Consider the following 11,818-nt stretch of genomic DNA (forward strand, 5'->3'; position numbering starts at 1 on the left):
GAGCCCGCCATGACCGTCCGCACGTCAACACCGCTCGCCGAACAGCTCGGCCGCGACCTCACGCTCTGCGACGCCGCCGATCAGCTCTTCGGCACCCGCATTGGCGAGACGCTGAACGAGCTGCTGATCAAGGGGCTGATGGACTTCTTCGACGAAGGGCAGTCCGTCTGGCGCATGCCGGGGCGCAAGCAGGGGCTCTACCGCGGCTGGGCCAACATCGCGCGGCGCAACCGTCGGCTCAGGATGCGCGGGCTCGACGTCGCCGCCATCCTCGACCGCACCGACGACCCGGAGTCGATGATCGACCTCGTCATGACCGAGCTCGGCGTCCCCGAGCCGCGCTGGATGGACTACTTCACCGTGGAGCTGTCGCGGCTGCACGGCTGGGCCGGCTTCGTGCGCTGGCGCGCGCAGGCCCGCCACTACTACTGGCAGCAGCGCAACCCCGCCGACCTGGTGGACTACATGGCCATCCGGCTGGTGCTGGCGCTGGCGCTGCTTCAGGATACCGGCCGCCGCCTGAAGCGCGATCTGCGCTGGCCCGCGCTCAGCGCCTTCGCCGCCGCCCAGCCGCACGAATGCGTGCTGCGCCGGGAGCTGAACGCCGGCACCGTGCTGCCGGACTTTGCGCACCGCATCGAGGTGGCGCTCGACTCCCGCGACCCCGCGCGCATCGATGCCCTCTACGCCGAGTACGAGCGCGAGAAGCTCGCCCGCGAGGCCTGCACCCGCGCCCGGCGCGTGCAGTTGATGGCGGAGCAGGCCGGCATCCCGCGCGCTGCGCTGCTCGCCCGCGACGACGCCGCGCTGCACCGGATCATCGACGCCATCTACGCCGCCAAGGCCGGCGAGGGCATGCTCTGGACGCGGGCGCTGGAGCGCACGCTGATGCGCCGGCTCCTCGCCGGGGTCGATGGGCTCGCCGATGGCGCCCCCGACCAAGCCGCCGCCGCCGACGCCGGCCCGAGCGGCAAGGTGCAGGCGCTCTGCTGCATCGACGTGCGCTCCGAGCGCCTGCGCCGCCATCTGGAGACCGTCGGCGATTACGAGACCTTCGGCATCGCCGGCTTCTTCGGCGTGCCGGTGGCCTTCGTCGAGCTTGGCAAGGGCCACGAGACGGCGCTGTGCCCGGCCATCGTGACGCCGAAGAACGTCGCCGTGGAGATGCCGCACACCCACGCGCAGCACGCGCACTCGCTCTACGAGCTGGCGCACGAGGTGGTGCACGACCTCAAGAACACCGTGCTCGCGCCCTACGTGACGGTGGAAGCCGTCGGCCTCCTGTTCGGCTTCGACATGGTCGGCAAGACCTTCGCGCCGCGCGCCTACAACACCTGGCGGCAGCGCCTGGAGAGCCGCAAGCCGCCGGCGCGGCTCCTGATCGACAAGATCTCCGAGGCCGATGCGCGCGAGCTGGTCGCCAACCTTCAGGACGAGATGGTGCTGCGCGCCGTGGAGCGCCACTTCGGCACCAAGCGCGAGGACCTCACCAGCCCCATGCTCCGGGAGCTGCGCGAGACCGCGCTCGGCAACCGCAAGGGCCAGAGCGAGTTTGCGCGGCGCTTCGCGGTGGAGCCCGCCGCCGAGGCCGTGTTCATCCGTACCCTGCAGGCCGAGTACCGCGTCAACCCGGACCAGGCCCGCATCCAACTGGAGCACCTGGCCAAGGTCGGCTTCCGGCACAAGCGCCAGGCGCAGCTCGTGGGCGCGGCGCTGCGCGGCATCGGGCTGGTGACGGGCTTCGCGCGCACGGTGCTGGTGGTGGGCCACGGCAGCACGTCCGAGAACAACCCCTATGAATCCGCTCTGGACTGCGGCGCCTGCGGCGGCGACCAGGGGCTGGTGAACGCGCGCATCTTCGCGGCCATGGCCAACCGGCGCGAGGTGCGCGAGCTGCTGGCCGGGCAGGGCATCTCGATCCCCGACGACACGCACTTCATCCCCGCGCTGCACGACACCACCACGGACGAGGTGCGGCTCTTCGACTTGGACCAGCTCACGCCCGCGGCGCTGACGCGCCTGAGCGGCATCCAGGAGGACCTCACCGCCGCCGGGCGCCTCTGCGCCGCCGAGCGCTGCATCGAGCTCGGCGAGCGCGGCGTCGCCGGGCCGGACGCCGCCGCTCGGCGCGTGAAGCGCCACGCGCTCGACTGGACGCAAGTGCGCCCGGAGTGGGGGCTGTCGAAGAATGCGTCCTTCATCATCGGCCGCCGCGCGCTGAGCCGCGGGCTGGACCTTAAGGGACGCGCCTTCCTGCACAGCTACGACTGGCGCGTCGACCCCCAGGGGCGGATGCTCGATACCATCCTGTCCGGCCCCTTGGTCGTCGCGCAGTGGATCAACCTGGAGCACTTCTTCTCGGTGGTGGACAACGAGACCTTCGGCAGCGGCAGCAAGGTCTACCACAACATCGTCGGGCGCTTCGGCGTCGTCACCGGCAACGTCAGCGACCTGCGCACCGGCCTGCCCGCCCAGACCATGCTGCGCGGCGAACGGCCCTACCACGAGCCCATGCGTCTGATCACCGTCATCGAGGCGCCGCTCGCGCTGGTCGAAGACCTGCTCGCGCGGCTCTACAAGCCCCGCGAGCTGGTGCAGAACGGCTGGATCAGGCTCATCGTGCTGGACGGTCAGACGGGCCGGGCGCATGTCTACGAGCCCGATGGCGGCGGGCGGTGGGAGGCGCAGCCGATTCGGCTGCCGGGTTGATCGCGCCGGTGCGGCGACGGCCGCAGCGTTGCCCGCGTAGGATGGGCAACGCGAAGCGTGCCCATCGATCAGGCTCAGCCAGTCCCACGCGGCGAGCCCCTGTCCGCACATCCGAGCGGCAACCCCGGAGGCAAACCCATGCAAGAGCTCAAGCACAGCGTATTGAAAAAGCTGGAGATCATCGTCCAGGGCGAGCAGCAGGACTTCGTGCTCGATCTCCTGGAGCGCGCCGGTGTCACCGGCTGGACCATGGTCCACAATCTTTCGGGCAAAGGCAGCCATGGCGCCCACGACGCCCACCTGATGTTCAACGAGGACGACGTGCTGGTGATGATCATCACCGCCGTGCCCGCCGACACCGCCGAGGCCATCCTGGAGGGTCTGACCCCATTCTTCAACCGCCACATGGGCGTCGTCTTCAGCACCGACATCCAGGTCAGCCGGCTGGCGAAGTTTCAGCCGGTGGGGTGAGGCTTGCGGCACGCCGGTCGGTTGATCGACGCGCTGCACAATCCCGCATTCCAGTAGGAGCCAAGTCCAGTGGACCCTGACGATTCCGCCCAGCTTCCCAACAATGCCGGCGCCGGGTCCGGCAGCCGCGACCCAATGACCCTCGAAGCACTCGGTTGGGAGCCCTTCTTTGCCGAACAGATCGGCGCTGAGACACCGGCTGACACGCCGCCGGTGCGCGTCGTCGCCGTGCACCGCAGCGGGCTTCAGATCCTTGGCGCCGGCATCGACGAGGCCATTCCGCCGCGCGCCGATGCGACCGTGGGCGACTGGCTGCTGCTCGATCGCGCGCAGCCCAGGGCGAGCCCCGTGCTGGCGCGTAAAAGCCTGGTCAAGCGCCGAGCGCCGGGCACGAACCGGCAGGTGCAGCTCATCGCGGCGAACATCGACACGGCCTTCGTCGTGACCTCCTGCAATCAGGATTTCAACCTGGCCCGGCTGGAGCGCTATGTCGCGCTGGCCTTCGAGGCCGGGATCACGCCGGTGATCGTGCTGACCAAGGCCGATCTCGTCCCGGACCTGCCGACCTGGATCGACGCCGCCCGCACCGTGTCGGAGCGCGTGCCGGTGGTTGCGCTCGACGCCCGTGGGGACGAGCCGGCGACGGCGCTGTCTGCCTGGTGCCAGCCGGGTCGGACCGTCGCGTTCCTGGGCTCGTCGGGTGTCGGCAAATCCACGCTGACCAACGCCCTTGCCGGCACCGATGCCATCGCGACGCAGGCCATCCGCGAAGACGACGCCAAGGGCCGCCACACCACGACCCGTCGCGAGCTGCACCTGATCCCCGGTGGCTGCCTGGTGCTGGACACACCCGGCATGCGGGAATTGCAACTGGCCGATGCCGAGGCCGGCATCGCCGACACCTTCGAGGACATCGAGGCCCTGTCGGCGCAATGCCGATTCGGCGATTGCCGGCACGAAGGCGAGCCCGGCTGCGCCGTCCGGGCCGCGATCGACAACGGCCGACTCGACCCGGCCCGGCTGCAGCGCTGGCGCAAGCTGCTCGCGGAGGACGCCTTCAACTCCGCGAGCCTCGCCGAGCGCCGCACCAAGGAGCGCGCATTCGGCAAGATGGTCCGGCGGACCATGAAAGAGTCCGAATCCCGCCGACGGTCCTGACAAGACCGGGTATCGTGCTTGGCGGCGCGACGACCCCGGCGCTGCTGCGCAGGGATCAGCCGTTTGCGTCACTCGCAACAGATCCTCAAGCTGCGCCCGGCGCTTCCGCGGGGACCACGCCCTTCAGTCGCGCCAGCAGGCCGCGGTTGTCCCAGGCGCGCGCGCCCGGCGCAGTCTCCAACTGCTCCAGCGCCGTTTTTGCCTTGTCCAATTCGGCCCGGATTCTGGCGACTTCCGGGGTGTCTTGCGCCGCGACATCGTCGCGCCGGTTTCTCGTCACACCGCTCCGCGGTGTGACGCATCGCCGGCCGCTCCGCGGCCCGTTGCGCTGACAGTTGCGCGCCCTCTGTGCTCTGCGTCGGGGCAGTCGGATACCCGCAGCGCCGACGCCGCCGACCACCCGGTCGGGCGATTGCCCGCGCGATTTCGTGGTGCGTCCCGGATCTCGCGCCCAAAAGGCACGGTCGCCCCTGAGACTCGGTTGAGCCGCGCGGAAACACAGATCTTCCCCGGCAGAATCCGCTGTCAGGTCCCTTCGTTGCCTGGAGTGGAGCTGGCGGATACGTTTGCATACAACGTCTCGGGAGCAATGTCCGCCCCATTGGGCCAAGCGATGGTGCCTCCTTCTACTGTGGCCAGCCTGAAAAAGTCAGGATCCTTTAGCGGTGCAAACACCGGCCCCTTACTCAGGTACGGCGAAAAATCCACCTCGCCGGCGGTGCCGTCGTCAAACATGACATGGTAAGTGTAGCCGCCGATGTAAGAGATTTCGGTCACGTCATTCATATTCCACATGCTTGCAGCCTCATTGTAGGGGGTCGATCTTCTTGAGCGTTTGGCTGTTTCTGGCCAATTGCCAGTCTTCTTCCAGCTCTAGGAGATGAAAGTCAATCCATTCCCTAACGAGCTTGGTCGCTGTACGCGAGCCTAGATCACCTTTGATGACGTTGCCCCGAAAGTCGAAGACAGCCTTGCTTCCGGAATACTCCGCATGGACCTGCGGCGGGTCATGATCGTCGAAAAAACATCCTGATGATAATACCGAAGAACCGCGATATTTCCGGCATAGACAAGTTCTCCGTTTGAATACTGAAATCGGCGCTGCGCAATCTCATCGATGCCGCCGATGCGACCCGCGCAGAAGTCAATTGCGCTGGCGCTTTTCTCTGCGCCAATGCGGAACCGCGGAGCCCGCGGCGCCGTGACCGATCATACAACCCACCGCTCCGACAACACCTCCGCCTGCTGCAACACGGTCTGCACGGCGGCGTCTTGCAGGTCGGGCGGGTAGCCGTAGTGGCGCAGGATGCGCTTGACCAGCACGCGCATGCGGGCGCGGGCGGAGTCGCGGCGGGTCCAGTCGATGCTGGCGTTCTGCTTGAGCTGGGTCAGGAGCACGGTGGCGATGACGCGCAGCTTCGCGTCGCCCATCACTTCCACCGCGCTCCGGTTGTCCGCGAGCGCGTCGTAGAAGGCGATCTCGTCCGCGGACAGCCCCTGCTCCTCGCCCTGCACCCGGGCAGCGCGGATGGCCTTCGCGAGGTTGATGAGCTCCTGGATGACCTCGGCGGTGGTGAGCGCGTTGTTGTGATAGCGCGCGATGGCCTCCTCCAGTCGGGCGGAGAAGTCGCGCGTCTGCACCACGTTGCTCTTGGCGTGGGAGCGGATCTCGCCGTTTAAGAGCTTGCGCAGCGCCTCGGCGGCGAGGTTGCGCCGTTCCATGCCCTGCACCTCGGCCAGGAACTCATCCGACAGCACCGAGATGTCCGGCGTCTGCATGCCGGCGGCTTGCAGGATGTCCACGATCTCGGTGGACACCACCGCCCGGCTCACGATCTGCTGAATCGCCAGGTCGCGCTCCTGCGCGCTCCTGGCGCCACGCGAGGTCGGCTTGGCGAGCGCCGCGCGCACGGTCTGGAAGAAGCCCACCTCGTCGCGGATGGCGCGCGCGAGATCGCTGGCGGCGGCGAGCGCGAAGGCCTTCGACAGCGCCAGCACCGCATCGCTGAAGCGCCGGTGCGCGCGCTTCTTGCCCTCGGGCGTCTCCTCCTTGGCCGCGGCCTCCTGCGCGCGGGTCAGAATCCAGTCGATGGCGCCGGCGAGCACCTGCAGGCGCTCCGTCGGCTGGCCGCTGATGCCGAGCGCGTAGTCGAAGCCGTGGAACATCGCCCGCACCACCTCGACCTGCTCCTGCAGCACCGCGACGGCCGTGGCCTCGTCGATGCCGGCCTGGCGGCGGTCGCTGTCGGAGTAGTCCCGCAGCGCGCTTTTCAACCGCTGCGCAATGCCGATGTAGTCCACCACCAGCCCCGCCGGCTTGTCGCGAAAGACCCGGTTCACCCGCGCGATAGCCTGCATCAGCCCGTGGCCGTGCATCGGCTTGTCCACGTACATCGTGTGCATGCACGGCGCGTCGAAGCCCGTCAGCCACATATCGCGCACGATGACCAGCCGCAGCGCATCGGCCGGGTCCCGCGCCCGCTTCGCGAGCAGGTCGCGGCGCGACTTCCCGCCCAAATGCCGCTGCCACGGCGCCGGGTCCGCCGCGGAGCCGGTCATGACGATCTTCACCGCGCCGGCGGTGTCGTCGTCGCTGTGCCAGTCGGGGCGCAGGCGCACCAGCTCGTCATACAGCGCCACGCAGATGCGCCGGCTCATGCAGACGATCATGCCCTTGCCGTCCATGCCGGCGACGCGCGCCTCGAAGTGCCCCACCAGGTCCTCGGCCACCTGCGTGAGGCGGCTCGGCGCGCCCACCACGGCCTCGACGTTGGACCACTTGCGCTTCAGGCGCTCCTGCTCGCCCGCTTCCTCGGCCTCGGTGATCTCCTCGACCTCCTCGTCCAGCACGGCCTTCGCCGCGTCGTCCAGCTCCACGCGCGCCAGGCGGCTTTCGTAGTAGATCGGCACCGTCGCCCCGTCCTCGACGGCGCGGTTGATGTCATAGACGTCGATGTACTCGCCGAACACCGCCGGCGTGTTGATGTCGTCCTGCTCAATGGGCGTGCCGGTGAAGCCGATGAACGACGCATTCGGCAGCGCATCGCGCAGGTACTTCGCGAAGCCGTAGGCGATCTCGCCGGTCTGCTTGTCCACCCGCGCCTTGAAGCCGTACTGGCTGCGGTGCGCCTCGTCGGCGATGACCACGACGTTGCGCCGCTCCGTCAGCAGCGGGTAGTCCTGCTCGCCCTTCGCCGGCGAGAACTTCTGAATGGTCGTGAAGATCACCCCGCCGGAGGGCCGCGCGAGCAGCCGTTGCAGGTCCTCGCGGCTGTCCGCCTGCTGCGGCGTCTGGCGCAGCAACGCCCGGCACAGGCTGAAGGTGCCGAAGAGCTGATCGTCCAAGTCGTTGCGGTCGGTGACGACGACGATGGTCGGGTTGGCGAGCGCCGGCTCCGCGATGATGCGCCCGGCGTAGAAGGACATCAGCAGGCTCTTGCCCGAGCCCTGGGTGTGCCAGATGACGCCGATGCGCCGGTCGCCCGCCGGGGCCGACGCCAGCACTGTCGCCGTCACCGCATGCTCCACCGCGTGGAACTGGTGATAGCCGGCGACGATCTTCACCACGCCGTCGCCGGTGTCGCCGAACACCGTGAAGTCCCGCAGCAGCGCCAGCAGGCGCCCCGGCGCGAGCACGCCCTTGAGCAGCGTCTCCAGCTCCGGCGCGCCCTTCGGTGCAATCGCGCTGCCGTCCACGGTGCGCCAGGGCATGAAGCGCTCCAGATTCGCCGTCAGCGAGCCGATGCGCGCGCACAGCCCGTCCGCGGTCACCAGCACGGCGTTGGTGCGAAACAGGCTCGGGATGTCCGCCTTGTAGGTCTGGATCTGGTTGTAGGCGCCGGCGAGGGTCGCGTTCTCGGCGCCGGGGTTCTTCAGCTCCAGCAGTCCCAGCGACAGACCATTGACGAACACCACCACGTCCGCGCGGCGCCCATGCGTGCCCAGTTGCCCATGCTCGATGACGACGAACTGGTTCACCGCGAGCCAGTCGTTGTTGGCGGGGTCCGCAAAGTCCACCAGCCAGGCCTTGTCGCCGCCGATGCTGCCGTCCGCGCGCTCCACCTCCACATCCACCCCTTCCACCAGCAGCCGATGCAGGCGGCGGTTCTCCTGGACCAGGTCCGGCAGCTCCGTCTGCTGGACCTTCTTCACCACCTCTTCCAGCGTCGCCGCCGGCAGGTGCGGGTTGATGCGCGCCAGCGCCGCGCGCAGCCGCCCGACAAGCACCACGTCGGCGTAGCTCGCGCGCTCCGGGGCGGCGCCGTCCGGCGACAGGTCCGGGCCGTGGGCGGTGCTGTAGCCCAGCTCCGCGAGCCAGGCGAGCGTGGCGGCTTCGACGTGGCTTTCGGCGAGCTTGGTCATTGGCGCTGACCCCAACCGTGCCGATCCGCCGGGCGACCTTCTCTAAGCCGCGGGATCATCGACGCTGGGATCCTGATCTTCCTCTACGCCAATCTCCCGAGGGTTTCGCAATTCCCAGCGCTGCCCGACTGGGTACAGATCACCCAACAGCGAGAGAACCAGCTTCTCCTTAAAGGCGCGGATCACGAGCGGATAAACGGCCTGCTCGAAGTGCACCTTCACGCGCCGAGGCTTGCTGTCAATCACCACGCGCAATGTAGCGCTGCCGTCGAATTGGTCCACGGGCCGATCCAACGCAATGACAAAGCCAGTCAGGCGTTCATCAGACAGCGGCTCGGAGCGCCGAAATACGCTTGCCGCCTCAAGCAGGACATCCGCGACATCAGAGCTGAAATGGATGCGCTGATTGACTCGGCCTGCCGGCCGGGTGCGTGCCCAAAACACGCCAACGTCGATGCCGCCAGCAGCTTCTGCGAGACGGGCCACTGCCTCGCACAGGTTGGCGCTAACGCCGTCTGCGACAGCGGCATCGAAGGGGGCGAACGAGTTGTCGGCAACCGCCAGATCAGCCGCACGCTTGGCGGCCACGAGGGCACCGGCCAAACGCAGCGTTACGATGCGGGCAAAGGGCTCATCCCCAAGTTCCGGCCGCTGCTGCCCACCGAGTCGCGGTTGTACCGGAGAGAACAACGTCATCACGTAGCTGCCGCGCTCACTCGGCCCGAGGCGGACGGCTTTAAGGTAGTTCGTCGCTTCCGCGACTTTGCGCAGGTGGTAGTTCCGCCGACGGTCAACAGCAGCACAGGCCGCCGACAGCATGAGGTTTTCGGCCTCCCGATAGAGAATCACGCCGTCCTCGATGGCGATGGCGCCATCTGCGTCCCCGCCAGGCGCCCGAAGCCGGACGACATCGGCCCCGGACGTCCCGATATCCTGATAGACGGCCAGCACGGAGCGCTGCTCCACATCGGCCAAGACCTGCAAGGCCTCCGCCATCCGCGACGCGTAGTCCCCGACGTCGTCCCGCGCCGGCACCAAAATCTCCACCGCCCCGCTGGTTCGCTCCCCCGGTTCGTAGACTAGCGCTTTGTCGCGGATGCGCCCGACCTGCACCCAGCCTTGCGCCTCGAGGTAGGACTTGAGGTCGCCCCAGGGCAGGCGCCTCAGCGCGGCCTCATCGTTCAGTTCGAGTCGCATCGTAGTCAAGAGCGGCAGTGTTCATAAGGGCTTCGAGCATAGCCGGGTCGAAGCGGTTCGTCCGCGGGATGCGGACCGTAACGGTGGCGGTATTCTCGCTCTCCGGCTGGCCGTAAAGCGACAGGAAATAGCCGCAGTGGCGCAGTACGAGCTCGTCCTCGCTCTGGGTCAGCCAGTCCTCTTCGACCATCGGCAGCACGACCACGATCAGGATGCGCGGCACGATCACGTCTGCGCGGAGATCGTCGTAGTTCTTGATGGACAGCGGAAACGCGATGTCATCCTCCCCGCGCACCTCCCTTGACGTTGCTTTCGCCTGGAACTCGATGCGCGGGCGTCGTCCGGCGTGCGAGATCAACATTCCGTCAATGCTGTCGGTGTCCACCTTCGGCTCCACCACATCGAAGCCGGCCTTGGCCGCTACCGCACTGATGTAGGCGAGAGAAAAGCGCTCTTTGCGGGTGTTTGCGTCCATCAAATCAGTACCTCAGCGCTTGCTCGGCGTCGCGCAGGCGGACCTCGCCGGACATGAGCTTGGGGAGGAGGAGGTCGCGGGTTTGGGCGAGGGTGCGGGATTCCGCCTTATGGGACTCAATTCTGTCCAGCAGCCCGCCACAGGAATCGGAAAAGGCGTTGATGACCCGCGGTTCCGGTAGGACTATCTCGGTGTTGGCCACAACGTCGGGACGCACTGCGGGATAAGCCGCACCGTCTGCAAGGAAGGCAAGCCGTTCGATGTTTTCCGGAGCAGTAACGGCGAGCCAAACCAGCTCGCGATCACGGGGAGACTTCGGCCGTAGCACAGCGAAACCGGTGCTGCCGGTTAGGCCATTTTGCGCAATGAACGCATAGGAGCCGTTACCTGGCCGGACGGTCCCGACAATAGTGTCGCCGGGCTTGAGGATGCGACGCGCCCGGCTCGGTGCTGACTCCCAGGCGTGCGTTTCCGTTTTCTCGATCGTGCCCCAGTTGGTATTGGAAAGATCGACGTAGTCCACAGCTTCCGGTGCATTCCGCTTCGTCCAGGATTCCGGGTTCAAATCGGCGATATCGCTCAAGGACGCTACGTCCCACCCCTCCGGCTTCCCCTCCGCATCCAGCCGATCCGGGAACAGGTCCCACAGCGCCGGGGCGAGGTAGGGCGAGCGGCCCTCGGCCTTGGCCCGCGTGGGGCCGAAGTCCACGAACCAGTCCTTGAAGATCGCCCGCGCCAGCGCCTCCAGCGTCTCGTTGGTCTGGCGGTTTAGCTCGATTTTGTCGTCGAGACTCTCCAGCAGCGACGAGATGCGCGCTTGCAGCGCCAAAGATGGCCAACGGACCTTAATCGGATGCACGTGATTCCGATTGAGCGTTGGATTAGCAGAGCCTACGTCCATGGCAGCCAACTGCGGCGCGAGCCATCGAAAGAAGTAATAGACAAAAGTCCGGTTGTTGCCGTGGAAGTCTTTCACCCAAAGCGTGGTGTCGTGAGGCCAATACGAACCTTTCACGCGGTGGACGCTGCCAACTACTCCCTTGCGACCAAGAATAACGCCAGGCCCTTCCACCATTGCCTCATCATGCCAACTTGTAACGCCGCCAGATGACACAACTGGCACAGATCCAGGGCGCTGCTGCGCCTTCGTGATATCAAAACCACGTTGAATCGCCGCTTGGGCGCCGATAGTGGTTTCGATCCAATCACCCATCAACCACCACCCCCCCAACTTCGCCTGAATCAACGCCCCCAATTCCTCCCCCTCCGCCAACTGCTCATCGAGCTTCGCCTTCAACTCCGCGAAGCGCTCCGCGAAGGGGGCGCCGTCGTCCTCGACCGCCGCGGCGCCGAGGCCTTGATCATCGTACCGGCCGCGATGACCCGAGGTTCTGCTCGTGACACCGCTCCTGCGGTGTCACGCGCTCTTCGGCGCTCTGCGCCCCG

The 11,818-nt window shown here is 67.2% G+C and carries 10 protein-coding genes; 3 read left to right on the forward strand and 7 right to left on the reverse strand.

Annotation, left to right across the window (positions count from 1 at the left end; translation table 11 throughout):
* Positions 1-9: 9 nt before the first annotated feature.
* From ML01_RS13635 to rsgA, 3 genes are all read left to right on the forward strand, one after another.
* On the forward strand, positions 10-2,709 hold the full coding sequence (locus ML01_RS13635) for a DUF2309 domain-containing protein (protein WP_162268022.1): 2,700 nt from the start codon (positions 10-12) through the stop codon (positions 2,707-2,709).
* A 138-nt stretch (positions 2,710-2,847) separates the two neighbouring features.
* Positions 2,848-3,180, forward strand: coding sequence for a P-II family nitrogen regulator (locus tag ML01_RS13640; RefSeq protein WP_058555955.1), 333 nt, complete (start codon positions 2,848-2,850; stop codon positions 3,178-3,180).
* 69 nt (positions 3,181-3,249) lie between these two features.
* Entirely contained in the window at positions 3,250-4,338 is a 1,089-nt protein-coding gene (rsgA, locus tag ML01_RS13645) for a ribosome small subunit-dependent GTPase A (RefSeq protein ID WP_058555956.1), read from the forward strand.
* A gap of 85 nt (positions 4,339-4,423) precedes the next feature.
* Here rsgA and ML01_RS13650 read toward each other — a convergent pair whose 3' ends face one another.
* From ML01_RS13650 to ML01_RS13675, 7 genes are all read right to left on the reverse strand, one after another.
* The gene (locus ML01_RS13650; RefSeq protein ID WP_058555957.1) at positions 4,424-4,618 is read right to left on the reverse strand and encodes a hypothetical protein; all 195 of its coding nucleotides are present in this window, start codon (positions 4,616-4,618) and stop codon (positions 4,424-4,426) included.
* Between the two features lie 245 nt (positions 4,619-4,863).
* Complete coding sequence (locus ML01_RS13655) at positions 4,864-5,124, reverse strand: DUF2442 domain-containing protein (RefSeq protein WP_216819178.1); 261 nt, start codon at positions 5,122-5,124, stop codon at positions 4,864-4,866.
* Between the two features lie 19 nt (positions 5,125-5,143).
* Positions 5,144-5,434 carry a DUF4160 domain-containing protein gene (locus ML01_RS27305; RefSeq protein ID WP_254045252.1) on the reverse strand — a complete coding sequence of 97 codons (291 nt, stop codon included), beginning with the start codon at positions 5,432-5,434 and terminating at the stop codon, positions 5,144-5,146.
* A 113-nt stretch (positions 5,435-5,547) separates the two neighbouring features.
* Complete coding sequence (locus ML01_RS13660) at positions 5,548-8,700, reverse strand: type I restriction endonuclease subunit R (RefSeq protein WP_058555959.1); 3,153 nt, start codon at positions 8,698-8,700, stop codon at positions 5,548-5,550.
* 42 nt (positions 8,701-8,742) lie between these two features.
* On the reverse strand, positions 8,743-9,897 hold the full coding sequence (locus ML01_RS13665; protein WP_058555960.1) for a hypothetical protein: 1,155 nt from the start codon (positions 9,895-9,897) through the stop codon (positions 8,743-8,745).
* On the reverse strand, positions 9,875-10,372 hold the full coding sequence (locus ML01_RS13670) for a DUF4365 domain-containing protein (protein WP_058555989.1): 498 nt from the start codon (positions 10,370-10,372) through the stop codon (positions 9,875-9,877). Before ML01_RS13670 ends, ML01_RS13665 begins: the two co-directional genes overlap by 23 nt.
* A gap of 4 nt (positions 10,373-10,376) precedes the next feature.
* A complete protein-coding gene (locus ML01_RS13675) occupies positions 10,377-11,669 on the reverse strand; it encodes a restriction endonuclease subunit S (protein WP_058555961.1) in 1,293 nt (430 codons plus the stop codon).
* Positions 11,670-11,818 lie beyond the last annotated feature (149 nt).

This window comes from Thiohalocapsa sp. ML1, from assembly GCF_001469165.1.
In the GTDB taxonomy this organism is placed as follows: Bacteria; Pseudomonadota; Gammaproteobacteria; order Chromatiales; family Chromatiaceae; genus Thiohalocapsa.

Excerpts from the sequence above, each read along its gene's own strand:
- ML01_RS13640 (WP_058555955.1), top strand. The coding sequence starts at position 2,848 with ATGCAAGAGCTCAAGCACAGCGTATTGAAAAAGCTGGAGATCATCGTC.
- ML01_RS13655 (WP_216819178.1), bottom strand. The coding sequence starts at position 5,124 with ATGAATGACGTGACCGAAATCTCTTACATCGGCGGCTACACTTACCAT.
- ML01_RS13670 (WP_058555989.1), bottom strand. The coding sequence starts at position 10,372 with ATGGACGCAAACACCCGCAAAGAGCGCTTTTCTCTCGCCTACATCAGT.
- ML01_RS13660 (WP_058555959.1), bottom strand. The coding sequence starts at position 8,700 with ATGACCAAGCTCGCCGAAAGCCACGTCGAAGCCGCCACGCTCGCCTGG.
- ML01_RS13635 (WP_162268022.1), top strand. The coding sequence starts at position 10 with ATGACCGTCCGCACGTCAACACCGCTCGCCGAACAGCTCGGCCGCGAC.
- ML01_RS13665 (WP_058555960.1), bottom strand. The coding sequence starts at position 9,897 with ATGCGACTCGAACTGAACGATGAGGCCGCGCTGAGGCGCCTGCCCTGG.